The sequence below is a fragment of the Sphingobacterium paucimobilis HER1398 genome (assembly GCF_000416985.1).
Lineage (GTDB): Bacteria > Bacteroidota > Bacteroidia > Sphingobacteriales > Sphingobacteriaceae > Sphingobacterium > Sphingobacterium paucimobilis.
The window spans coordinates 244,045-268,355 of sequence record NZ_ATDL01000015.1 but is presented as its reverse complement, the minus strand read 5'-3'; the positions used below and the strand labels follow the sequence as shown (position 1 = coordinate 268,355).

The following is a 24,311-nucleotide window of genomic DNA, read 5'->3' as shown; positions in this document are numbered from 1 at the left end:
ATTAATAAGACTATACGCTGGTAGCTAGTGCTGGCGTATAGTCGTTCAATATCCAATTATATGATAAACTCTCCAGGGCTTCTTTTTAGGGAAGCTATTGAAAAGGAAAAACCTTTGCAGGTGGTCGGCGCTATCAATGCCAACCATGCCCTGCTGGCCAAACAGGCTGGATTTCAAGCTATTTATTTATCGGGAGGTGGCGTTGCCGCCGGTTCATTGGGGATACCCGATCTGGGTATTACCAACTTACAGGATGTTCTTATTGATGTAGACCGCATTACGAATGTATGCGACCTACCACTTATGGTGGATATTGATACGGGATTTGGCCCATCGGCATTCAATGTGGCTCGTACGATCAAGTCGCTGATAAAAGCAGGGGCCGCCGCCGTACATATGGAGGATCAGGTCGGAGCCAAGCGCTGTGGGCACCGCCCGGGTAAGGAGCTGGTGTCTTCTATCGAGATGTGTGATCGTATTAAGGCGGCTGTAGATGCAAAAACGGATGCTCATTTTGTGATCGGTGCCCGTACTGATGCTATCGCTTCGGAAGGAGTAGACAGGGCGATAGAGCGGGCACTGGCTTATAAGGAGGCAGGAGCTGATTTCATCTTTGCCGAGGCGGTACTCGATCTGGCGGATTATCGGTCTTTCGTAGCAGCAACAGGGCTACCGATACTGGCCAATATTACGGAATTCGGGCAGACACCGTTATTTACTGTCGAGCAGTTGCGCGAGGCAGGTGTTTCGATTGTTCTGTATCCGCTATCGGCATTCCGGGCGGCGAATAAAGCGGCAACGCAGGTCTATGAACATATCCGTAAAGATGGAGGGCAGCAGGCCGTACTCCAGGATATGCAGACACGCGAAGAGTTGTACCGCAGTATAGACTATTATGCATATGAAAACCGATTAGATAACCTTTTCAAAACTAAATACGATGAACGAGACTAACGAACAAGGATTTAAGCCGAAGAAAAGTGTCGCACTATCGGGCGTGGCTGCAGGAAATACGGCCCTGAGTACCGTGGGGAAGACAGGTAATGATCTGCACTATAGGGGATATGATATCTTGGAACTCGCGGATGGGGCTACTTTTGAAGAGGTGGCCTACCTGTTGATCTACGGTACACTGCCCACACAGGCACAGCTTAATGCATATCAGACCCAACTACTCAGTCAGCGCGGATTGCCTATTGCGATACAAAAGGTACTAAAGCAGTTGCCTACGACATCGCATCCGATGGATGTATTGCGTACTTATGTTTCGGTATTCGGGAGTCTACAGCCGGAAAAGGATAGTCATCCGCTGGCAGGAGCCCGTGATATCGCTAATCGGTTGATGTCTTCGATGGGGTCGGCATTGCTGTACTGGCACCATTTCAGTCAAAACGGACGTGAGATCGCTGTAGAGACCGATGATGTGACATTGGGAGGACATTTCTTGCGCCTGCTACATGGCACAGTGCCACCGGATTCTTGGGTGCGTGCCATGCAGATATCACTCAATCTCTACGCCGAACACGAGTTTAATGCCTCGACATTTACCGCCCGCGTGATCGCAGGTACGGGGTCGGATATGTATTCTTGTATAGCAGGGGCAATTGGCGCGTTACGAGGACCTAAGCATGGAGGCGCCAATGAGGTAGCCTATGAAATACAGACCCGATATGCAAATCCGGATGAGGCGGAAGCAGATATACGGCAGCGGCTGGCCAATAAGGAGGTGATCATCGGGTTCGGGCACCCGGTGTATACGATTTCGGATCCACGCAATGAGGTCATCAAACGTGTCGCCCGAGAGCTATCGGAAGAAGCAGGGGATATGAACCTGTACTATATTGCCGAACGATTGGAAAAGGTGATGTGGGAAGAGAAGCGTATGTTCCCTAACCTGGACTGGTATTCGGCAGTATCCTACCACCTGATGGGCATACCTACGGAGATGTTTACACCTTTATTTGTGTTGTCGCGCATTACGGGCTGGTCGGCTCATGTATTCGAACAACGGCAGGATGGCAAGATTATACGGCCTAGTGCAAATTATGTAGGTCCGGAGAATAGAGCTTTTGTGCCTTTAAATCAACGTTAATTCCTGTTCTCACGCTTTAACTCTTTAAAACTCTAACTCTTTAACATTTTCACTTTTTAACTTTTACTTTTTAAATTTTAATATGTCTTCTATACTATCGAATGAAAGACCTCAACCTGATCAGGTGTTGGTGGATATTGCGGATTATGTGCTGGATTATAATATAACAAGTACGGTCGCCAAAAGAACTGCTTTTTACTGTTTTCTGGATACGCTGGGGTGCGGCTTTGAAGCATTGACTTATCCGGCCTGTACGAAGCTTATGGGGCCTGTGGTCGAAGGAACAATGGTGCCAAACGGGGCCAAGGTGCCAGGTACGAACTATCAATTGGATCCTATACAGGCAGCATTCAATATCGGTGCAATGATCCGTTGGCTGGATTTTAATGATACCTGGTTGGCGGCTGAATGGGGGCATCCGTCGGATAATCTAGGAGGAATCCTTGCCGCTGCGGACTGGATAAGCCGTACGAATGTGGCAAAAGGGAAAGCTGCACTTAAGACGGATATTGTTCTGGATGCGATGATTATGGCGCATGAGATCCAGGGGGTGCTGGCATTGGAAAATGCCTTTAATAGGGTTGGGCTGGATCACGTGCTATTGGTCAAGGTGGCCTCGACAGCAGTAGTCGGTAAGCTATTGGGACTGGATCGTGAAGAGTTGATCAATGCGGTGTCCTTAGCATTTGTGGACGGGCAGGCGTTGCGTACCTACAGACATGCTCCGAATACCGGAAGCCGCAAGTCCTGGGCTGCAGGGGATGCGACCTCGCGCGCGGTACGTTTGGCATTGATTGCAAAAACAGGGGAGATGGGGTATCCTTCGGTGTTATCTGCACCGATATGGGGTTTTTACGATGTGTCATTTAAAGGGCAGGAGTTTAAATTTCAACGGCCATACGGCTCTTATGTAATGGAAAATGTGCTGTTCAAAATTTCATTTCCGGCCGAGTTCCATGCGCAGACAGCGGTGGAATGTGCTATGCAGTTGCATGCGCAATTGGAGTCTTATGGACGGTCGGCAGCTGATATAGCGCGTATCACTATCCGTACACATGAGGCGGCTATCCGTATCATTGATAAAAAAGGGCCATTGCATAATCCGGCAGATCGGGATCACTGTATACAGTATATGGTCGCTGTGCCTTTGTTGTTCGGCAGACTTACGGCCGAGGATTACGAAGATGCAGTGGCACTGGATCCGCGCATAGACGAGTTAAGGGATAAAATGGTCTGTGTGGAAGATCCACAGTTTACAAAAGACTACCATGATCCAGAGAAACGTGCTATCGCCAACGGGATTACGGTAGAGATGAAAGACGGAACGGTATTGCCTGAAGTGATTGTAGAATATCCGATAGGGCATCCTAGACGCAGAGAGGAAGGGATACCTAAACTGATCGAAAAGTATAAACGTAATCTAGCTCGGATCTTTTCCGAGAAGCAACAGCGGCAGATCTGCGAATCAACCTTGGATTATGACACCTTCATCGCGATGGACGTCAATGATATGGTCGATCTGATGATGAAGTAATACTGTCAACGTCACCCTGCTATGTGCCGAGTCATCAGTGAGCGGAATGCAGTGGAGTCGAATGGGTTTATCAACTGCATAGGATTAATATATAGCTTGTAGATCTCTCCGCTTCGGTCGAGAGGACGACATAGTTTCCAAAAGGAGCTTGCGAGCTCACCGTAGGTAATCTGTCATTGGTAATGAAATGAAGCAACCCCGAAGGGCTCATCGTAGATAATCTCCTTCTGGTAAGGGGATTGCTTCGCTTTCTGCTATTTCGCTACCCGATAAATCGGGACGCAGCGCTATGACGAAGTAATTATCATTAACTCTATAAAGGCGTCCATCCTCTAACTTTTTAACCTCCATAACTCGATAACCCCATAACACGTTAACTAGATAACTCCATTAACCTCTCTCCCGTAAAGAATCCGGAATCTCCCACTGCTCACCTTTGTCGGCAAATTGTTCACATTCCTGAACGAACTGAGGCAAGCCTACCTGATCGATATGCTGGAATACACCGCCGGTATGACGGGGATACCCGATACCTAGTATAGAGCCTGTGTCCCCATCGCTTGTACTGTCCAAGATACCTTCTTCTAGGCAGCGGTAGCTGTCCAACGCCATTATGTGCAAGAGTCTTTTAGCTATTGTTCCCTCATCGATAAGGGGAGCAGACGTTGGCAATGTCGGGTCTTTCCATAGGTTTTTTGACTCTCCGTAGTTATAAAAGCCCTTACCTGTTTTACGCCCCGATCGGCCTTGAGCAATCAATGTTTCTAAATAACGGTATGCTCGCCGTTGGCTGTTACTCAGAGATGGGAGTTGGTCATAGACATGCAGCATCAGCGGAAGGGAGATCTCATCCAACACCGCAAGTGGGCTGGCTCCAAATCCCGCCTGACGGGCTTGTGCCTCAATCATCTCGGCAGGTATGCCCTCCAGTAGCATGCTGATGGCTTCAAGCAGGTAGTTGAAAAAAACGCGTGAGGTATAAAAACCGGGACCATCGTTGACGACGATTACCGTTTTGCCCAATATATGGGCTAATTGTGTAGCCTTTTCTACCGTTTGTGGACTTGTTTCCTTGCCACGGATAATCTCTACTAGTTTCATCCGGTCTACAGGTGAGAAGAAGTGCATGCCTATAAAGTTTGTCGGATCTTGACTTGATTCGGCCAGCTCACTGATCAGAAGGGATGTGGTGTTGGAAGCAAAAAAGGCTCCGGGCCGAAGACCGGACTGCGATGCTTCAATCACCGTCTTTTTCAGGTCCATGTCTTCGAACACAGCCTCAACGATCATATCCAGGTCGTGGAATGTATCGTAATCGGCCACGGGGTGGATATTTGCTAAAAGTGGTGCCATTTGCTCGGCCTGCATTTTCCCGAGTTCGATGAGCTTTAGGCAGACACGTTCGGAATAGGATTTGCCCTGTTGTGCCTGCTCGATGGTTACATCTTTGAGCAATACCTGGATACCGGCCTTTGCCGCTTCGAAGGCAATTCCGGCGCCCATCATACCGGCACCAATAATACCTATACGGGAAAAATTAAATGGAGGGTGTGACATAGCGTTATGTATTGGTCTTGGGTTGATACTGGATGTCGTCAATGGCTATCTTAGCAATGATTTCGAGCATGATCTCGGATGTGCCACCGATGATGGTCCCTACGCGTACATCGCGGTACAGTCGGGCTATCTTATAATCTTCGGTAAAACCGTAGCCGCCGAATAGCTGTAAACACTGACTGACGACTCTGACAGCGAGTTCACTGGCCTGTAATTTGGCAATGGAACATTCTTTAACAGCATATTCACCCTGTTGCTGTAGGTCGCAGCAATGCTGTATAAATGCTTTGGTTGTTGTGATATCGGCTACCATCTGAGCGACACGGTGGCGTAGGGCCTGAAACTCCTGTAGCTTTCTGCCAAAGGCTTCGCGTTGTCGCATATAGTCTAGGGTGTAGTCTAGAGCAGATTCTGCGGTGGCTAAACTGTGTATGGCGGCGGTGAGGCGTTCTAATTGTAGTCCGCCCATCAGATATTTGAAGCCGGCGTCTTCCTCTCCGATGAGATGGGAGACCGGTACTTTGACCTGGTTAAAGCCGAGCTCGGCAGTATCTGAGGCCAGCCAGCCCATTTTTGTGATCTTGGTAGCCGTTACCCCTGGGCTGTTGCGGTTGATAAGGAGCAGGCTGATTCCCTTGTGTCCTTTTTCGGGACTTGTTTTTACAGCGGTAATAAAGAAATCGCCGTAATAACCATTGGTGATAAAGGTCTTTGAACCGTTGACTAGATAATAGTCGCCTTCCCGACGTGCTGTTGTTTTGATGTGTTGGACATCCGATCCCGCTCCAGGTTCGGTGATAGCTACAGCACTGATGAGATCGCCGCTCAATACCGGACGTAGGTATTTTTGTTTCAGTTCTTCGGATGCATGTTTCAATAGGTAGGGGGCTGACATGTATTGGATGACTAGGGCGGATATGGTAAATCCACCCGAAAAGCAATAAGACAGCTCTTCGCAGAGTATCATGGAAAAATAGAAGTCCAGGTCGAGTCCGCCATATTCTTCGGGATAGTTGAGCGCCATAAAGCCCATATCGCCCATTTTCTTCCAGATCTCGCGATCTATCTGTCCTTGCTGTTCCCAACGATCGACGTGAGGAAGAATTTCTTTACGTATGAATGTACGTAGTGTCTCTCGGAATGTTTCGTGTTCTGCTGTCAATAGTGATGCCCGCATATACGTTTAAGTTTACTGGTTATAACCTCCCGATGTTTTGTTAATAATTCGGGATAATTGCTAATTTAGCCAAAAAGGTTTTGTATTTCCTATTTATTTTGATATTTAATACTAAATTTGTTGCTTATCACAATGGAGCGCTTTGTTTGCACACTGTGGGTGTTGGGGCAATCCCAATTATAAACTTTTAAATAATCATATATAGGGTTTTACGTTATGTCAAGAAGAGTATTTATCGTTGCTGCACAGCGAACTGCCATAGGTGGTTTTGGGGGTGGATTGTCCGGTCTGTCGGCCACGGATCTAGGTGCTAAAGTCGTCGAACACATGTTAAAAGATATGCAGGTGGAAGCCAATGAGGTGGATGAATTGTTGATGGGAAACGTTATACAGGCGAATCTAGGTCAGGCTCCGGCAAGACAGGTTGCGAAAAAAGGCGGACTGCCTGATCATGTGCCGGCAACGACCATTAATAAGGTCTGCGCGAGTGGTATGAAAGCAGTAGCATTGGCGGCGCAGGCCATTCGATTGGGAGATGCCGATACAGTACTGGCCGGAGGGATGGAGAGTATGAGTCAGGCGCCATACTATGCGACATCAACGAGGTGGGGAGCGAAGTTTGGCGATCAGACACTAGTGGATGGACTTCAGAAAGACGGTCTCTCTGATGCGTACAGTCAGGATGCAATGGGGGTATTTGCAGAGTTGTGTGCGGATAAATATTCGATAACACGGGAGGCGCAGGATGCCTATGCTATTTCTTCATACCAGCGTAGTAAGGAGGCTTGGGAAGCGGGTAAGTTTAAAAAGGAAGTTGTCCCGGTGACCATACAAGGACGCAAGGGGGATGTGACGGTAGGACAGGACGAGGAGTTTGGCCAGGTGAATTATGATAAGATTCCTTCGCTGAGACCGGCTTTTAAAAAGGACGGGACGGTTACAGCAGCAAATGCATCGACAATCAGTGACGGTGCTGCGGTGTTGCTTTTGATGAGTGAAGAGAAGATGCACGCTTTGGGACTGAAGCCATTGGTGGAGGTGATTGCCTGTGCGGATGCAGAACAGGCACCAGAGTGGTTTACGACTACGCCGAGTGTGGCGACGGAGAAGGTGCTGAAAAAGGCTGGATTGACGATTGCTGATATTGATTTCTTCGAGTTCAATGAGGCTTTTTCGGTCGTAGCTTTAGCTAATGCGCAGCTATTGGGCATTGATCTCAACAAGGTAAATATATACGGCGGAGCGGTGTCTCTAGGACATCCGCTAGGGTGCTCGGGTGCACGTATTCTCGTGACGCTGAGCAGCGTGCTGGAGCAGGAGCAGGGTACCTATGGTCTAGCCGCGATCTGTAATGGTGGTGGTGGTGCTTCAGCGATGATCCTGAAGCGCGTATAATTAACCAAGGGTGTCTGAACTACTTTCAGACACCCTTGCTTTGTTCTGCTTCTTAATCGTTACCAAGTTGTCTTGTTGTAGGCTGCGTCCCAAAACTTAAATTCCATCCGGGAGGCAGTTACGTAGGCGTCCAACATTTGCTTACGAATAGCGTCTGTAGTACGCTCGGCAGCAGCATTGACATAACCTAATGCTTTTTGTACACCTATACCAAATTCGGGACCGCTGTAGGTATCGATCCAGTTTTTGTAGGGATTGTCTGCACGGGTCTGTGTGCTGATGATATAATCACCGACTTCTTTGTAAATGACAAAGCAGGGCAGTACGGCTGCCAATGCGACCTCTAGAGGATCAAAGGCTGCTGTGCTTTTTAGAAAATGTACATAATGGTGGCATACGGGTTCGAGATCTGCTGTTACGCTATCTTTAGTAATGCCAAATTGTGTAAAATAGCTCTCGTGGAGCGCTCGCTCTACGATCAGCGCATTCTTGCCGAAATCGAAAAAATCCAATGCCTGGTCGTTGTCCGTGCATTTACTGCCCATGTAAGCAAGTACACGGCCATAGTGCTCGAGATAACGGGCATCCTGTTGCATGTAAAACTGAAACTTAGCTAATGGTAGTGTACCGTTTTTGAGTTCGTGTATAAAAGGCATGTCCAGTATTTCCTGATATAAAGGCTGTATGGTTTGCCAAGCTTGATTAGTCCATGTCATATGTTATGAGTTTTTGAGGGTTATGAAAATGATTGAGTGGTCCGCTACCGTGGCCTATGGTGAGGCGCTGGCTTCCCTGTATGGCTTTGTTGACATAGTCAAGCGCATTGCCAACGGCGGTCGGGAGGTCCTCGCCACGTGCTAGGTAGCTCGCTATGGCCGAAGACAGGGTGCAGCCCGAACCATGGGTATTGCGTGTTTCTATTTTTGTGGTGTCAAACTGGATGTCCTGATCTGCACAGAGGAGTATTGAGGAAAGGTCATTTCCCGGAAGATGTCCTCCTTTGACAAGCACGGCCTGACAGCCCATCTGAAGGAGCTTCGCTCCGGCCGTACGCATCTTTGCCAGACTGTCTACGGGTTCGTTGATCAGGACAGCAACTTCGTCCAGATTGGGCGTGATCAATGTGGCTAGTGGAAATAACCTGTCAATACAGGCCTGTATGGTTTCTGCTTGGATCAAGCGGTGTCCACTGGTGGATACCATTACCGGGTCAAAGATAATCGGTCCTCTGTAGTCTTTTAGAAAATCAGCGATAAGTTCTACCAGAGCGGTGCTGTGCACCATACCGATTTTGATAGCAGTAGGATATATATCTTCAAATATGGTCTCGAGTTGATCTTTTATCGCTTGGGTAGGTATCTCGTAGATGCTTTTGACGCCCTGCGTATTCTGTACGGGTAGGGCTGTGAGTACATTCATGGCGTAGCAGCCTAATGCGGAGATGGTTTTGGTATCTGCTTGTATGCCTGCACCACCACTGCCGTCAAAGCCGGCAATGGAGAGTACGGAGACTACGGTGTATTTCTTTGTTTCCATTACAATAGCTGGTTTTTGATTTTTTGCTTTAAGGCCAATGCGGCCTCTCTGGGATTGTCACTGTGGCATATAGCGGATACGACAGCCATACTGGAGGCTCCGGCCTGATGTGCCTGGGCAATGTTGGATTCGTTGATATGGCCAATGGCGATCAGTGGTAATGGTGTCAGAGTCTTCAGCTGCCTGATGCCGGAGAGCCCCCATTCGGTAATCGTGTCTTTTTTTGTATCTGTACGGAACACGGGGCTTACGCCTAGATGATGTACATACTTGATCTCGGGAGGATCCAACTGTGAGAGGGATTCTATAGACCATCCGATGCGAAATTTGGTTCCGTATTGGGTTACAATCTCACTGGGAGGGGTATCTTGCTGTCCGACATGGATGCCCCAAGCATCCACGGCAGCGGCTATATCAACAGCATCGTTGATAACTAGGGGTACTCGGTATCGATCTGTTATTTCCTTTAGTGCTTTTGCCTTTTTTGCAAACTCTTGATAATCTGCATTTTTTTCGCGCAGCTGTATCATATCAACACCACCAAGGATGGCCTCCTCAGCAACTTGGAGCCAAGGTAGGTGTATGCAGTCCTGTTCGGAGAGAACCAGATACAGGGAATATGGAAAGTTAATCTCTTCGGGCATAGCGCTGTATACTAAGTTCACGTTGTAAGGTAAGGGGATCCAGGTTGTACAGGGCGTCCAACAAATGCATCTGTAGGCTTCCGGGACCTTTAGCGGTTCGTGCGGCCAGCTCTCCTGTCAGGCTTAGTACAGCGACTCCGGCAATAGTTTCTTCGACGGTATCGTTGCGGAGACCCAAAAAGGCTCCGATGAGCGCCGAGGAGGTACATCCCAGTCCTGTAACTTTTGTCATCATGATATGGCCATTGTGTACTTCGATGATTTCGTTGGCAGAGACGATATAATCAATCTCTCCGGAGACACATATGATGGCGTTGTAGCTGTTCTGAAGCTTAATGGCGGCTTGGAGGGCGGTGGAACTGTGGGCAGTACTGTCTACGCCTTTTGTGGTAGCTTGGCTGAAATCGGCTAGAGCCAGTATTTCGGAAGCATTGCCCCGGATGACGGTCGGTCGTAGGTTCAAGAGCTGTTGGAGTGCATCATTACGGAGTGCGGAGATGCCAGCACCGACGGGGTCGAGGACCCAAGGGCATCCTATGGTTGTGGCATGGGATGCGGCTTGATACATGGATTCGATCCACGACGCGCTAAGTGTGCCTATATTGATCACTAAAGATCTGGATATTTCCACTACGTTTTTGACCTCGGCAGGACTGTGCGCCATGACTGGAGATGCGCCCAATGCCAGTAAGGCATTGGCGGTGTTGTTCATCACTACCAGATTGGTGATGTTGTGTACCAGAGGATTGAGCTCTCTTAGTTCCTCTAGTTGTTTAATGATAGAATGTGCCATGTGTAAGCCTGATTTAAAAAGATATATGTTTTTAAAGGCTTTAAGGAATAGTTGGCAGCAATATAATATATTGTGCCTTCTGGATAGGTTCTTGCTTTTCCCTACGACGGTACCAACCGTGTCAGGTTCAAAGGGTCTATCTCAGTCCATAACAATGGACACCCCTAAAGCCAGGGTAAAGATAGCCTTTTTTAGAAGGAGTCGGTACTTATCTCTGTCATATTGGAGTCAGTTCGCTGGCGGGATAACAGCAGAAATCACTGGAAACAGGGAGGGAAGAAGCTGACGGAAATTGTTATTTTTGTAGCTATATGATGTACTGGAGAATGGTCTTATTGCTACTGGTTGCATGTTGTGCTAAGGTGAGCGCACAGGAAATAGATGCTGCTGGGTTAATCGGTGTATGGAAATTGGAGCGGTCGGGCTTTATCGAGGAGGGCAAGGAGGTGATTAAGGATTTTGATGCATGCCGTCTGTCTCGGAATTTTGTGTTTAGATCGGATAATACGGTGGACTATACCTACTATGAGGGAAATCTGGATACCTGTTATGTAGCGGAGGTGGAGACGTATCAGTGGAGGTTGGAAGGGGATACACTGATGCTCGATTCGCGGGGATATTTTGGATACTATCTCTTGCAGATGGACGAGAAGGGGAACCTAAGAATGGAGGCTGTCAAAGAGGAAAGCACAGCAACGGGGGATGAAATGCTAGATAAAATGTTGAATACGGTGCATTTTGATGTGTATCGAAAACAATCAAAACCTGTAAGCTGTGCGGACTGTCGAGTAGTTTTGAAATTATAATAGAAAACGATATATGAAGAAACTGTTTTGTTGTTTGACCCTGATGTGTACATTAGGTATGGCTAAGGCGCAAAAGCTAGAGGTTAAGATTCTACAAGAGGGAAAGGTGGTGTTACCCAAGGGAGATCAGTATGTACTTTCACCCAATACATTTTCCTTTGAGTTCAAGTCTGCCGGAGTGGAGGGTTTTTTGGTAGGGGTGACGACAGATGAGTATATTTATAAGTCTGCATTGGGCGAAGCCGACCTGGAGGTGATGTGGTTTGAGGAGACGGGGATGGCTGAATCTTTCTTTAATGCCGATAAAGAGGTGTTTGTCAACGATGAGGCGCCAAGCTATTGGTATTTTACTTCAACAAAAGACCATCGCTTTGATGTAGGGGCTAAAGGAAACGAGAAATTGTGGCAGGCTACCCGGACGGTCAATAGCTTCTATTTTATGGACACGGAAGAAACAGTGTCTGTCGGGAGTATGAAAAAGCCGGTGTATCTGTTCTTTTATACCCCAACTTATGATGAGTCTTATAATCTATTGGATAAAACCTGTGTTTTCAAAGCACAGCTGTTGTGGAGATAGGCTTTACTCTGGGGCTATGGGGGATAAGTTGCTGGGCTTAGTCCCATAGTTCGGTATCATTTTAAGATTGACCTGTTCTCCGATGGGGCAAAGGTTGTTCAAATCGATTTTCAAGGATTGATTGTCGATCACATACACTCTTTTCTGTTCAGAAGCTGTTTCTCCATAAATGGTTATTTTGAGAAGGGCTTTCGTTTTTTCTGTCATACTATGATTGTTTTGGTGCTGTGCGGCAAATATCATAAATATGCAGGTAAGAGGACGAATAAAGATGGGTAGTGCTCGGGTAGTTTAGCCTATTTGTCCAGCAGTTGTCCTTGTATGGTCTGGGATACGAAGTAATCTTTATCATAAGTCAATATTGTATTTTAATACAAAAGGCCTACCTTTGAAGCCCGAACGATTAACTTTTTGCTTGTTTGTCATCAATTTAGTTGACAAGATGACAACATTTATCTTGTAATGAAGCTATATACATATTTTTTTGCAGTTTTTCTTGGAATGATCTATATGGGAACTGCCTATTCCAAAGAATTCGATCCTCTTGTGTTTGCAAAAGAAATAGGTGATTTGAATGATAAGCGGGAGTATGAAAAAGTAATCTTAAAATTAGAACACATCCTGAATGACAAGGAGGCTACTGCTTATGCACGATATAATGCCTACTTACAAAAAACATTGACCTATAAAAGACTCTATAATTATACGGGGGCATTAAGAAATCTGGATTTAGCCGTCGCGGAACCTGTACCGGATAGGCTGAGAGAAGAAGTTGATTTTAGAGTACAGATCGAGCGTCTATTTGTTTATTTTGACCTGCAACAGCAAAAAGAGTTTGAAGCGATCTTTAAGTCGATAGACCAAAACAAATTGAGACTGCTCCCTGCTGAAACACAGTCTTTCTTTGTATGTATACTTGCGATTGTCGCGATGCGGAATAAGGATTATGCTGCTGCGGATATGGAGTTGAATCGTGCAATCGAAATCCAAAAGGCTGATAATCCGAAAAATCTCCCCAGTATATACCGTATTAAGGTTAGGCTATTTCAGGAGATGGGTAATCACGATGCGGCGCTGAAGGCTTACAAGGACGGAATGTTCTATGCCAATGAATACGATATGGCAATCTATAAGATAATTATGGAGGAAACCATAACTCGGTATTATGAGCATATCAAGGATTATAAGAATGCTTTGTATTCGCAAAAACGTGTTAGTGAAGCAAGGACTAATTACGATGCGAATAACCAGGTCGGCAAATTGAACTTGATCGAAAACAGTCTCTTAAAAGAACATAAGGATTTAGAAATAAAGAGCGAACGTTATTTTAAGTACTATCTGATAAGCTTTACTTTTGTTTTACTGTTATTGCTGTTGGTATTATGCCTTCTATATAGGGTTAATAGACAGAAACGTATTTTGGTAGAAGAAGATAACGAACGTATGCGCATTACATTGCAGCAAATAGCATCAGAGACTAAAACTTTAGAGAAGACTCAAGTAGAGCTTAAAGATTTTTCGTTTACATCCCGGCAACAAGAAATTATTGATCTTGTCAATCAAGGTAAGACCAATAAAGAAATTGGGATGATTTTGTTTATTTCGGAAAATACAGTAAAGTACCACTTGAAAGCGATCTACGAAATATTGGGTATAGATCGACGATCCGCATTGAAAACAAGCTTTTCGTCGACCCCAAAGTAGATTAGTTATTATACTAAGCACGGACTAAACCATACTCGATCGCTAGTTTTATGGCTGAGCTTAAGTTGGATGTCTTGAATTTTTCGATGAGGTTTTTACGGTGACTCTCTACCGTATGTGGGCTGATAAATAGCTTTTCAGCAATTTGAGCAGTAGTAAGTCCCATAGCGGCTTCAACTAATATTTCTTTCTCTCTGCGGGTGAGCTTTGGTACGCTGCTAAGTCCATCTTTCGCTTTTTTATCGATTATTGTCTTGGTCTGCGAACAAGTAAAACGATCTCCATAGAGTACAGTCTTGATACCTGTTAAAATCTCTTCTACTCCGGCATTTTTCTGGATGTAGCCAAGGGCGCCTTCCTGAAAGGCTGTATTGATGACTGCATACTCGTTGTGTACGCTCAGGATAATGATCTGCATGCTGGGATACTGGCTGCGGAGCGGCTTGATGAGGTCTATTCCATTGCTGTCCGAAAGATTAATATCGAGTAAGAGTACATCTATAGGATGGTGCTGTAAGCCGTCTTTTAGGGCTGTAGCGCTTTCGTAACATCCCATAATCTGTAGGTCTGTATCTTGGGATAAAATGTTTTTTAAACCCTCTAGCAATAAGGGGTGATCATCGGTGATTGCGATTTTAATCATGTGTCGTCTTTTTAGGAAAGTAAAACTCGATACTGGTACCCAGTTCTACGCTTGATTGAATATGCAGATTGCCATTTAAAAAGCGTATTCTAGAGTTGATGTTGTGCAAGCCTGCACTATTGTTGTTTTTTAATTTATCTATTTCAAACCCTCTGCCGTCGTCTTCTACGGTAATGCTGTAGCGTTCTTCTTCTTCCACCAGCTGTATAATGATCTGATGCGGAGAGGCGTGCTTGATCGCATTATTGACCAATTCTTGGATGATTCTATAGGTAATCAATTCCTGTTCCTTAGTCATGGGAAAGGTGTAGTGTAGAAATTGTACATCGATTTCGATGTTGTCATTGGACATGCGGGAAGCATAATCGGCTAGAGCTTCTTCCAGGCCATAGTTCTGTAGGAGGTCTGGCATTAGATTGTGGGCTACCCGTCGTAACTCATCCACTGCAATATCAAGTTGGTCGATTGATTTGGAAAGCTGGTTTTTTACGCTAGGGTCAGACTGCTCCGTAATATGGGATAGATGCAGTTTTGTGCCAGACAATAAGCCTCCAAGACCATCGTGTAAATCTCGGGCCAGGCGTCCCCGTTCTTGTTCCTGTCCATCGAGCATAGCTGTTAAGGTGGAGATGTTGGATCTTTGTTTTTCCTTCTCTAACTCAAGATTATGCAGTTTTTCGCGTTGTTTCATGCGACGGGTGCGTTGCCTGTACGCATACAGCAAAACAAGTAGTAGCAAAAAGGAAGCAATCATGAGGACCGTGTAAAAGCGGTTTATATTTTCGCGATAGGAGAGCTCCTTGCGATAGTTTTGTGCTTCATTGGCTCTTGTCTCACTTTCTAACTTGGAGAGACGGAGGGCCTGTCGCTGTTGGTCCCCCTCCATGCGGGAAAGCTCTAAGCGTTTGAGGTTATTCTCGTCGCGTAGCTTTAGATTTTCCAGTTCTTGTCGCTGCTGCAGATCAAGGACTTGCATCAATTGTAGTTTCTGTTCCTTCTTCTGGGCTTCTAATTGGAGATTCTGTAGCTCTTGCATTTGCTTTTCTTTCTCGTATTGAGCCTCAAGACGCTTGCTTAGACCTAATTTTTCTTTGTTATAGATGCTTTGAAAGGTTTCTACGTAGAGTTTGTAGTAATGTAGGGATTCTTTATAGTCTTTGTCCCGCTCACAAATGTCACTCAGATTTTCGTATATACTGAGTAGAATGTGCTGATCGGCCACGGGCTCGCTGTTGATCTCTTCAAGCGAGGAAAGAAGATAGACCCTGGCTTTAAGAAGGTCGCCGTCTTGAATTGCGAGCTCGGCCTGTATACCGTAGGAAGAGGCGATATGGTTGCGCTGTTCTGATGCTTGACCCTGTGATTGTGCTAATTGTGCATAATATCTGACCTTTTCTCGATAGCTATCGGGATAGAACCGAAGGTAGAGGTTGGCCAGGTTGTTGGCGACAAATGAAAGGTTGGAAGCGATAGCGAAGGACTGCTTGTTCTTGTAGTATAGGTCTATTGCTTTGAGATAATACTTCTCGGCCAGATCCCGGTGTTTTTCTTGGTGTGGATTTTGGGTGAATTGTTGCTCATGTATATATCCCATGGACATATAAGCTTCAAAAATAGAGGAAGCATCTTTCTGTTTAAGTGCGACCTGAAGGGAAAGGTTACCATACTTTTCCTGCAGTTCATATTCATTCCAATTGGCGTATATAGAGGTCAGCTCCTTATAGACGGAAGATTTTCTGGAATCTAAAGATGGGGAAGGAGGGGCTTTGTCGAAGTAGTGTGTAGCCTGTAAGAAATTGCGTACTGCTTCCGCTTCTTTATTATTTCTTGCAGCGAGCCATCCTTCACCATATTTGACATAACCCTTAGTCTCTAAATCGGTTGTTTTTGTAGAAAAGAGTTTTGCTCTTTCTATATTTTTTTCCGAATTATTAATGTGTTCTAAAATACGATTATTGATGGCTAGGACGGTGTAGAGATAGGCTGCATATTTTCCTTCAGCGAGCTTTGAAGCCTGTTTTACATTTTCCTCTAGAATAGTAATCGCTTTATCCTGTTCATTATTGAAGAAAAGGGCCTGGGCATATTTTCCTGTTAATTGGAAACGTGGTATGCTGGCTACTTTTGTCTTATCATAATCTGCTTTCAGTTGTTGTAATAAATCTTGGGCGTGACTGCTGTGCGGACATAAGAAGAGGGATGTCATGCTAAAAATGCATATAACGTAATGGAGGATATGTCTTATCACTTTTTCTTTCATGCCAAATAGCATTGATTTCTTCAAATCAGTAAACGAATATAAGTTTTCTATTGGAAATAAAACAGCGCTGCTGTAGTGGTGGGGATAACCGCAGCGTAGAAAAAGACTCTTCCGCTAATTGCCTAGCGGAAGAGTGCTGTTCATTTAGTTTTGTGCTACATCGATACGTTGGCCTTTTGTATTGATGTAGTATATGTCTTCTGTTTCTTCATCTTCTGCTACGGCAGCCATGTCGTCAGAAAAGGTATTTGCGAATGTAAATTTAAAAGGAATGATCGTTTTTCCATTTTCATCAATATAGCCATATTTACCGTCTTTTTGCGCTAAGATGACATTACAATCCAAGGATAGCGACAGAAAGTCAAAACCACCTACTACTTTTTTCTTCTGTGCAATACTGTTTAAAACATACTTTTCATCTTCTATGGTAGTGAAATTATGCTTGTTGTATTCAAAGATGACATCATATTGGACCGGAACTACTATTTTCTGATTTTGATCGATCAAACCACTTTTGTCATTTAGAGTGATTGTTGCATACCCTTGATTGAAGAACGAGATCATATCATACTTTGCAGGGACATAGATTTTTCCGTCCTTGTGGAGTAAGCCGTATTTTTCGCCTTGGCCGAATAGGTATTGCTGTGTACCCTCATCATAGCTGAGGTAGTCATATTTGCACGGGACCAATAGTTTGCCATCTTTGTCTATGGCGCCATATTTCTCCTTGTCGTCGATAACGACGGATACATTATCCTCTGTAAATGCGCTTATATAGGTATATAATGGTTGGGTGATTGCATTACCTTCGCCATCTCTCATCCCGTATAATACACCTTCTTCATCAGCGTACACGAAGCGGTCTTCGGTAAGCTGCTCATTCATACCATTCATGCCTTCGTCCTCCATTTCTGTATAACTGTCTGGTATTTCGAAGAAACTGTTGTCGACATTTTCAGAGACAACATTGGTGGCTGTGAAAGCGTAGTCACCCAGTTTCAATGATAGGACGGCTCCTTTGAGTTGTTTGAAGAAGGAAAATTCACCCCAATAAAGGTTAGGAATGTCTTCGGTATACCAGATTTCGATAGTAGTGCTCTCATCTTCTCCTGTGCCATAGTCAACTTTGACGGTCGCTAATTTACAGTTGTAACCAGCAATTTTTTTCTGTTTACCTGCTACCAGTTCTACGGGTAAAACGTACTCTTCCTCATCGTCTTGTGAGCCGTCTGCGATAATTACGTACTCTTCAGAATCAGGTAGCAATGCGAAAGCTGAATTTTCATCTTTGTTTCCAACATATATGATACTTCCCATCATTGCATTGTCCACTCTGAAGTGACTTTTATTCACCCATGCTTTGATAAGCGATTCGTTATTTTCTGTTGTGGAACTTGCATCAGTTATGACGCGATAATCAATCCGAAATGATTTTTGGGATTGTGCCCAGATACTTGTACATAGTAGAAGTACCATAAAAAGGGTTAATGTGAATTTTTTCATCTTTCTGTATAAATTACGAGGCAAATATGCTAATAGTTTCGTCTTTTTTATATCCCCGATAACAGGTAATTTTTATGTGTCTAAGAATCAAAATATTGTTTTTTTACGGGACTATGACTCTTTGTCGGATAGATGGATCCGAAACTCTCTCACTTTTTGTTGGAAGGATAGCCTAATGAATACTACTTTTGTATATGAATAAGATTGAAGAGATTAATGCCTGCATCCATGCAGAAAGAGAGCAGCTTTTGACCCATCCGTTGTATTCGCATATTAAGAATATTACAGATTTGCGACTGTTTACCGAAATCCATGTTTATGCAGTCTGGGATTTTATGTCCCTGTTGAAAAGCTTACAACGGCGCTTGACTTGTGTACGGGTACCTTGGATAGCTTCGGATTACCCAAATACCAGGTACTTGATTAACGAGATTGTGCTGGCAGAGGAGTCGGATGAGTATATCGATGGCAGTAGGTTGAGTCATTATGAAATGTATCTGGACGCTATGCAGTCTATGGGAGCAGATACAAGTGCTATTGAGCAGTTTGTTTCCGTTATCAAGGATGGTACGAAGGTCGAAGATGCTATTCGCAAAATGGATATAGATGTACGTATCAAAGAATTTCTATTATACACTTTTGATGTTATTTTTAATGGAGGCGATCATGAGGTTGCTGCCGCATTTACCTTTGGTCGCGAAGACTTGATACCAGGAATGTTCAATGCAATACTAAAAGAAATACAGCTCCAGTTTCCAGATACGGATTTGCAGAAGTTTATATATTATTTTGAACGTCATATTGAGTTGGATGGGGATGAGCATGGGCCATTGGCGATGCAGATGATCTTGGAGCTCGCTGGTGAAGACGAAGCAAAATGGGATGCAATAAAAGCAGTATCAAAAGAGGCGCTGAAGAAAAGGATAGCCTTATGGGATGCGATATATGATGCAATTGATAAGGCATATTATGGCAATAAAAAAAGGTTTTCAAACGGGGAGAATGAAAACCTTTTGTAACCAATTATAAACCTAAATTATGATAGTGCAAATATAAGTGTAATCTGTACACTTAGCAAATATTTTGTCTTGTTTTTTTGTCAAATGACAAGACGTTGACATTTTACTATATTCTGGCTGTATGAGAGTAGTTCTGTTTTTTCTGTTGTTGGTCACAGTTCAGGTGTCGTCATTCGGACAGACGAGTCGCCTGCTGTTTAGTACATCATTGGGAGATGTCGGTGTGATGCTTTACGATTTTACGCCTAAGCACCGACAACTGATACTGCAGGCGGTAAAAGATGAAACCTATGCCCATGCTTTTTTTAATAGGATTATAGCCGATTTTGTGGTGCAGGGTGGTGAACACGATGTCGATATCGAGAAGCGGGAGTCTGCTGATCCTGCTGGTATAAAACCTCGCTTGGATCCCGAGTTTGATGACCGTGCGTTCCACAAGGTGGGAGCCTTAGGGGCTGGACGTGATGACAATCCGAGGAAAGCTTCGTTTCTTAACCAGATTTATTTTGTTGTCGGCAAACCTGTTTCTGATAAGGACCTGGATGCACTGGAGCATAAGAAAGGGATAAAGTATACCGATTATCAAAGAGAGATATACCGTACTTATGGCGGACAGCCTAGGCTGGATGGTGACTATACCGTATTTGGAGAAGTCTATGAGGGATTGGATGTCCTGCTGCAAATCAGTAAAGCAAGAACCGACAGTCTCGATTATCCCTTAATTCCGATTGGATTCGAATTGAAGATTGTTGTTGAATAAGGTGTCATTAGTTAACCGCTCAAAGCGACATCCAGTGTCATCATAACGACAAAGCCAAGAATAAAACCTATAGTGGCCATGTCGGAGCTTTTATTTTGCTGGGCTTCAGGGATGACTTCTTCTACCACAACAAATATCATTGCGCCAGCGGCAAATGCCAGGGCATAGGGAAGAACAGGCGTAAAAGCGGCAACAGCTATCGCACCGATGACACCAGCTATAGGTTCTACTATGGCAGAAAGCTGGCCGTAAAAGAAGCTCTTTCGTCCGCTCATTCCCATTCTTCGCAGTGGCATGGCGACAGCAATTCCTTCGGGAAAATTCTGTAATCCGATACCGATAGCCAATGCTATCGCTCCACCGATGCTGGCTTCGGGAATCCCGGCAGCTACACCACCGAAGAGTACACCTACAGCAAGCCCCTCAGGAATGTTGTGCAAGGTGATGGCCAATACCAGAAGAGTGGTCTTTTGCCAAGGGGTCTTGATACCTTCTACTTGTTTGAAATTTACGTGAAGATGGGGCAGGACTTTGTCGAGTGTAAACAGAAAACCTGCTCCTGCCAGAAATCCCAGTACGGCAGGCATCACTTTTTGGAAGCCTTCGCCATCGCTCATGTCAATGGCGGGTATCAGTAAGCTCCATATACTGGCGGCTACCATGACACCGCCGGTAAAACCAAGCATGCTGTCCATGAATTTTTTGTGCGTGTCTTTGGTGAAAAATACCAAAGATGCCCCCAATGCTGTTACAAACCAGGTGAACATGGTAGCATAAAATGCAGCCCAGACAGGATCGGTTTGTTCAAAAAAAGATATGATGCCGTCAAACATAGTAATGGATTGATCCTGGTTTTATTTGTTATGCAAAAATAGTAAGTTGGACGTTAGTAATAAAGTTTTATTCGATAAAGATACTTAGTATGCTCTAATATTTTGTAGCTTTGTGTATGAACTCATCCATAGAGGAAAATTATCTAAAGGCTCTATTCATGTTGTCGGGCACAAAAGGAGAAGCAACTGTCAACGAGGTCAGTCGCTTTTTGGACATAAAAATGCCGACGGTAAACAGTATGATGAAGCGTCTTTCGGAGAAAGGTTTAGTAATTCATGAAAATTATAAACCGCTTAAGTTGACCGATAAAGGAAAACTGGAGGCTGCCTTGGTTGTTAGAAAACATCGCCTGACAGAGATGTACCTAGTAGAAAAGATGGGCTTTGGTTGGGAAGAGGTACATCATATCGCGGAACAGATAGAACATATACATGCGCCTGAGTTTTTTAACAAGATGGACGAACTTCTTGGCTATCCAACAGTCGATCCGCACGGATCCCCCATCCCCAGTAAAGAGGGAACCGTAAGTACGCAACCATACCTCAAGCTGAGTGATTACCAGGTCGGAGATCAGGTCGAATTGATGGCCGTTGGACAGTCTTCAGCATCTCTACTGAAGTATCTCAATACACGAGAGCTTGCTTTGGGCGTAGTGATCTCTATTGATGCTGTCGAATCATTCGATCGCAGTATGCATGTGAGTTATTCAGGACGTACGTCTATTGTACTTACCTCGTTGGTATGTGATAGTCTTTTGGTACGTAGGATCGACAGCTGATCCAAGTGAGCCGTTTCGATTTTACTTACTTTTTTACGTAGATTTCCTTATTTTTGGACTCTTAAAAAGCAAATGCTATGTCCGATAAATCTGCTCTATCCGGCTTTTCAAGCTACGAAAGAACTGTTATATTCCTCTTGTCCATTACTCAATTTACGGTAGTTCTTGACTTTATGGTGATGTCGCCTCTGGGAGATATGCTGGTCAAGTCCATGGATATCAATGCTTCTTCATTTGGGAACATTGTGTCAGCTTATGCTTATAGTGCAGGGATATCAGGACTATTGACCGCTGGATTTGCGGACCGTTTCGACCGTAAGAAGCTGCTGGTCTTTTTTTATGTGGGCTTTGTTATTGGGACGATGTTCTGTGGTATTGCCGATAGCTACGCTACCATAGTAGCCGCACGTATTATAACAGGTCTGTTTGGTGGGGTGATCGGATCTATTTCGATGGCTATATTGACTGACGTGTTTCCTTTGCAGAAGCGAGGACGAGTCATGGGCTTTATACAAATGGGATTTGGAGCCAGTCAGGTATTAGGTATCCCCATAGGCCTATATATAGCCAACCATCAGGGATGGGAAGCTCCGTTTATCTATATAGCGGGATTTTCTGTTTTGATATTATTGGGCATTATATTCCTACTGAAACCTGTCAATGCACATTTGGGGATAAGGTCGAAGGATAGTAATGTGTTCTCGCACTTGCTTAGTACGCTGAGACGGCCCGCTTATCAAAGAGGTTTTTTGACAACATCATTACTTTCTCTCGGAGGATTTATGATGATGCCTTACGGAACTATTTTTGCGGTCAATAACCTCGATGTCCACGAAGATCAACTGCCTGTTCTTTTTATGGTATCTGGGCTGGTCTCGCTGTTGTTTATGCCTATAATCGGGCGTTTGAGTGATAAGGTTGATAAATTTAAGCTATTTGGGGTGGGAAGTCTTTGGCTTATTGTGTTTTGTATTATATATACTAACCTTAGCGGGATACCTTTTTGGATGGTGTTGATTTTCAATACGGGTATTATGTTGGGCGTACTCTGCCGTATGGTGCCCTCTATGGCGTTGATCTCTGCTGTACCAGATGATAGTGACCGTGGCGCGTATATGAGTATTCAATCCTCTCTGCAACAGATTGCCGGAGGTATCGCTGCCACTGTAGCCGGTCTTATTGTCTACCAAAAAAGTCCAGCGGCTCCGCTGGAGCACTACGATATGGTCGGCTATGTCGTTTCTGTCTGTGTACTGCTGACGATAGTTCTGATGTTCTATATCAACCGTTATGTGCGTGTCAAGAATAAAAAAAACGACATGGATGATAGATCTCGAATGATAGAATCGTAGAAAGTGATTCGAAGTGGATATCGCTTTTTAACATTAAAATAACAATGTACTGTAGCTTTATCCATTTATATTGGATATGTTTGCCGCCTTTAGCCTACCAGCAAGTCCCAAAGGACGATTGTTGATAGGCCATTTTTATAATAGGGAATTACAAACAGGTGTCATGATAGCGGATATCCAAGACAAAGAGGTCGACAGCCTCTATAAAACAGGTATTATTCAACAGACTGCTTATTGGTCTACAGTCAAGAAGCTTCAGGGGTTAGAGTCTCAGGCTTTCAATTTTAAAACGAGGTTTTCTGATCTCTATACCGACACTGAGGATACCAGTTATTTTGTTGGAGACTTTCTTGTGATTTTGCAGGCTGTGGATGAAGACCATTGTATCGCCTATGTACCCTATGGTCCTGAAGTGGAGCCTTCGGAAGAAAATCAAGGTTTTTTTCTGGAGCAACTGTCCGAGAGTCTGCGTTCTCAGCTGCCGCACAATTGTATCATGATCCGTTACGACCTGTCATGGGAATCGCACTGGGCCAAAGATGATGATTGTTACGATTTGCATGGCAACTGGCTGGGCGTACCCGAGCGACGTATACAGGAGATGCGGCTCAACTTTAATACCGAGCATTGGAACCTGCATAAGGCCAATACAGATATATTGCCGTCCAATACCATTTTTATGAATCTCAAGCATGATGACGATATCCTGTTGGGCAATATGAAGGCCAAGACCAGGTATAATATTAATCTTGCTACACGGAAAGGCGTGCGTATCCGCGCGCTGGGACTGGAAAGCTTGGAGGTTTGGTATGATCTATATAGGCAGACAGCAGAGCGCAATAATTTTTTTCTGCACGACATCAATAATTTCAGGATTATTCTTTCTGCCCGTGCAAATGATACATTGTCGCCAGCAGAAGTATATCTTTTAGTGGCCGAAGTAGAGGATAAGCCGTTGGCAGCGATGTTTCTGGTTGTAGCAGCCAATAGAGGAACTTACCTTTACGGCGCATCGGCTACGGAGAATAGAAACTATATGGCGACCTATGCGCTGCAATGGCGTGCGATGCAGATCGCTCGGGATAAGGGGTGTACCGAATATGATTTTTTTGGAGTGGCTCCTCAAGCGGACCCTTCGCATCCTATGTATGGTCTCTACCGGTTTAAGTCTGGCTTTGGCGGTGATATCTATCATCGGTTGGGCTGTTGGGACTACCCCTTGGATAGGCAAAAGTATCAATATTATATCTCCATGGAATTCAAGAACCAGAGCTATCATTTGAGCTAGTTTCCGAAGATTTCGGAACGGAAACCTATCGTATACAAGAGGCCTGAAACATATTGTTT

24 protein-coding genes and 1 riboswitch are annotated in these 24,311 nt (G+C 44.7%); of the genes, 12 read left to right on the top strand and 12 right to left on the bottom strand.

What is annotated here, in order from left to right; all coding sequences use genetic code 11:
• The first annotated feature begins 60 nt into the window (after window positions 1-60).
• The 3 genes from prpB (at window position 61) to M472_RS34050 (ending at window position 3,626) form a co-directional block, all read left to right on the top strand.
• A complete protein-coding gene (gene prpB, locus M472_RS34060; RefSeq protein WP_031301688.1) occupies window positions 61-954 on the top strand; it encodes a methylisocitrate lyase in 894 nt (297 codons plus the stop codon).
• The gene (gene prpC, locus M472_RS34055) at window positions 941-2,092 is read left to right on the top strand and encodes a bifunctional 2-methylcitrate synthase/citrate synthase (protein WP_021070397.1); all 1,152 of its coding nucleotides are present in this window, start codon (window positions 941-943) and stop codon (window positions 2,090-2,092) included. The genes prpB and prpC overlap by 14 nt, the downstream gene beginning before the upstream one ends.
• Before the next feature lie 82 nt (window positions 2,093-2,174).
• The gene (locus M472_RS34050; protein ID WP_021070396.1) at window positions 2,175-3,626 is read left to right on the top strand and encodes a bifunctional 2-methylcitrate dehydratase/aconitate hydratase; all 1,452 of its coding nucleotides are present in this window, start codon (window positions 2,175-2,177) and stop codon (window positions 3,624-3,626) included.
• Between the two features lie 207 nt (window positions 3,627-3,833).
• Here the strand turns inward: M472_RS34050 and M472_RS45455 are convergent, their stop codons facing one another.
• The 3 genes from M472_RS45455 to M472_RS34040 are packed head-to-tail and all read right to left on the bottom strand — an operon-like array spanning window position 3,834 to window position 6,360.
• Window positions 3,834-3,977: a hypothetical protein gene (locus M472_RS45455; RefSeq protein ID WP_158499908.1), complete on the bottom strand. Its 144-nt coding sequence runs from the start codon at window positions 3,975-3,977 to the stop codon at window positions 3,834-3,836.
• A 39-nt stretch (window positions 3,978-4,016) separates the two neighbouring features.
• A complete protein-coding gene (locus tag M472_RS34045) occupies window positions 4,017-5,183 on the bottom strand; it encodes a 3-hydroxyacyl-CoA dehydrogenase family protein (RefSeq protein ID WP_022829344.1) in 1,167 nt (388 codons plus the stop codon).
• A 4-nt stretch (window positions 5,184-5,187) separates the two neighbouring features.
• Window positions 5,188-6,360 (bottom strand): acyl-CoA dehydrogenase family protein, encoded by a 1,173-nt coding sequence (locus M472_RS34040; protein ID WP_021070394.1) that lies wholly within the window; start codon window positions 6,358-6,360, stop codon window positions 5,188-5,190.
• Window positions 6,361-6,576: 216 nt separating this feature from the next.
• On the opposite strand from M472_RS34040, the gene M472_RS34035 reads away from it, so the two are divergent.
• A complete protein-coding gene (locus M472_RS34035; RefSeq protein ID WP_021070393.1) occupies window positions 6,577-7,755 on the top strand; it encodes a thiolase family protein in 1,179 nt (392 codons plus the stop codon).
• Window positions 7,756-7,814: 59 nt separating this feature from the next.
• Here M472_RS34035 and M472_RS34030 read toward each other — a convergent pair whose 3' ends face one another.
• Genes M472_RS34030 through thiM form a run of 4 tightly spaced genes read right to left on the bottom strand, consistent with a single transcriptional unit; the run spans window position 7,815 to window position 10,728 of the window.
• Window positions 7,815-8,471: a TenA family protein gene (locus M472_RS34030; RefSeq protein ID WP_021070392.1), complete on the bottom strand. Its 657-nt coding sequence runs from the start codon at window positions 8,469-8,471 to the stop codon at window positions 7,815-7,817.
• Window positions 8,458-9,291, bottom strand: coding sequence for a bifunctional hydroxymethylpyrimidine kinase/phosphomethylpyrimidine kinase (thiD, locus tag M472_RS34025; RefSeq protein WP_021070391.1), 834 nt, complete (start codon window positions 9,289-9,291; stop codon window positions 8,458-8,460). The genes M472_RS34030 and thiD overlap by 14 nt, the downstream gene beginning before the upstream one ends.
• Window positions 9,291-9,935: a thiamine phosphate synthase gene (gene thiE, locus M472_RS34020; RefSeq protein WP_021070390.1), complete on the bottom strand. Its 645-nt coding sequence runs from the start codon at window positions 9,933-9,935 to the stop codon at window positions 9,291-9,293. The genes thiD and thiE overlap by 1 nt, the downstream gene beginning before the upstream one ends.
• Window positions 9,919-10,728 carry a hydroxyethylthiazole kinase gene (gene thiM / locus M472_RS34015; RefSeq protein ID WP_021070389.1) on the bottom strand — a complete coding sequence of 270 codons (810 nt, stop codon included), beginning with the start codon at window positions 10,726-10,728 and terminating at the stop codon, window positions 9,919-9,921. Before thiM ends, thiE begins: the two co-directional genes overlap by 17 nt.
• Before the next feature lie 81 nt (window positions 10,729-10,809).
• A riboswitch (TPP riboswitch) is annotated at window positions 10,810-10,904 on the bottom strand.
• 135 nt (window positions 10,905-11,039) lie between these two features.
• Here thiM and M472_RS34005 point away from each other — a divergent pair.
• Window positions 11,040-11,534 (top strand): lipocalin-like domain-containing protein, encoded by a 495-nt coding sequence (locus M472_RS34005; protein WP_081643160.1) that lies wholly within the window; start codon window positions 11,040-11,042, stop codon window positions 11,532-11,534.
• A gap of 13 nt (window positions 11,535-11,547) precedes the next feature.
• On the top strand, window positions 11,548-12,111 hold the full coding sequence (locus M472_RS34000; RefSeq protein WP_031301684.1) for a hypothetical protein: 564 nt from the start codon (window positions 11,548-11,550) through the stop codon (window positions 12,109-12,111).
• 3 nt (window positions 12,112-12,114) lie between these two features.
• On the opposite strand, the gene M472_RS33995 is transcribed toward M472_RS34000, so the two are convergent.
• Window positions 12,115-12,318 carry a hypothetical protein gene (locus tag M472_RS33995; protein ID WP_144062707.1) on the bottom strand — a complete coding sequence of 68 codons (204 nt, stop codon included), beginning with the start codon at window positions 12,316-12,318 and terminating at the stop codon, window positions 12,115-12,117.
• 255 nt (window positions 12,319-12,573) lie between these two features.
• Between M472_RS33995 and M472_RS33990 the strand changes: the two genes are divergently transcribed.
• Window positions 12,574-13,815, top strand: coding sequence for a LuxR C-terminal-related transcriptional regulator (locus tag M472_RS33990; RefSeq protein ID WP_021070384.1), 1,242 nt, complete (start codon window positions 12,574-12,576; stop codon window positions 13,813-13,815).
• A gap of 13 nt (window positions 13,816-13,828) precedes the next feature.
• Here the strand turns inward: M472_RS33990 and M472_RS33985 are convergent, their stop codons facing one another.
• From M472_RS33985 to M472_RS33975, 3 genes are all read right to left on the bottom strand, one after another.
• Entirely contained in the window at window positions 13,829-14,458 is a 630-nt protein-coding gene (locus M472_RS33985) for a response regulator transcription factor (protein ID WP_021070383.1), read from the bottom strand.
• A complete protein-coding gene (locus tag M472_RS45975; RefSeq protein WP_394330232.1) occupies window positions 14,451-15,071 on the bottom strand; it encodes a sensor histidine kinase in 621 nt (206 codons plus the stop codon). The genes M472_RS33985 and M472_RS45975 overlap by 8 nt, the downstream gene beginning before the upstream one ends.
• A gap of 1,791 nt (window positions 15,072-16,862) precedes the next feature.
• The gene (locus M472_RS33975; RefSeq protein ID WP_158499907.1) at window positions 16,863-18,194 is read right to left on the bottom strand and encodes a WG repeat-containing protein; all 1,332 of its coding nucleotides are present in this window, start codon (window positions 18,192-18,194) and stop codon (window positions 16,863-16,865) included.
• Between the two features lie 221 nt (window positions 18,195-18,415).
• Between M472_RS33975 and M472_RS33970 the strand changes: the two genes are divergently transcribed.
• Complete coding sequence (locus M472_RS33970; RefSeq protein WP_021070380.1) at window positions 18,416-19,240, top strand: DUF3050 domain-containing protein; 825 nt, start codon at window positions 18,416-18,418, stop codon at window positions 19,238-19,240.
• A 121-nt stretch (window positions 19,241-19,361) separates the two neighbouring features.
• Complete coding sequence (locus tag M472_RS33965) at window positions 19,362-20,000, top strand: peptidylprolyl isomerase (RefSeq protein ID WP_021070379.1); 639 nt, start codon at window positions 19,362-19,364, stop codon at window positions 19,998-20,000.
• 11 nt (window positions 20,001-20,011) lie between these two features.
• On the opposite strand, the gene M472_RS33960 is transcribed toward M472_RS33965, so the two are convergent.
• A complete protein-coding gene (locus M472_RS33960) occupies window positions 20,012-20,833 on the bottom strand; it encodes a ZIP family metal transporter (protein WP_021070378.1) in 822 nt (273 codons plus the stop codon).
• 116 nt (window positions 20,834-20,949) lie between these two features.
• Here M472_RS33960 and M472_RS33955 point away from each other — a divergent pair, with 116 nt between their 5' ends.
• The 3 genes from M472_RS33955 to M472_RS33945 all read left to right on the top strand — a co-directional run bounded on the left by M472_RS33955 (window position 20,950) and on the right by M472_RS33945 (window position 24,252).
• Window positions 20,950-21,612 (top strand): metal-dependent transcriptional regulator, encoded by a 663-nt coding sequence (locus M472_RS33955; RefSeq protein WP_021070377.1) that lies wholly within the window; start codon window positions 20,950-20,952, stop codon window positions 21,610-21,612.
• A gap of 77 nt (window positions 21,613-21,689) precedes the next feature.
• Window positions 21,690-22,964, top strand: coding sequence for an MFS transporter (locus M472_RS33950; protein WP_021070376.1), 1,275 nt, complete (start codon window positions 21,690-21,692; stop codon window positions 22,962-22,964).
• Window positions 22,965-23,040: 76 nt separating this feature from the next.
• Window positions 23,041-24,252, top strand: a complete 1,212-nt coding sequence (locus M472_RS33945) for a lipid II:glycine glycyltransferase FemX (protein ID WP_021070375.1) — start codon at window positions 23,041-23,043, stop codon at window positions 24,250-24,252.
• Window positions 24,253-24,311 lie beyond the last annotated feature (59 nt).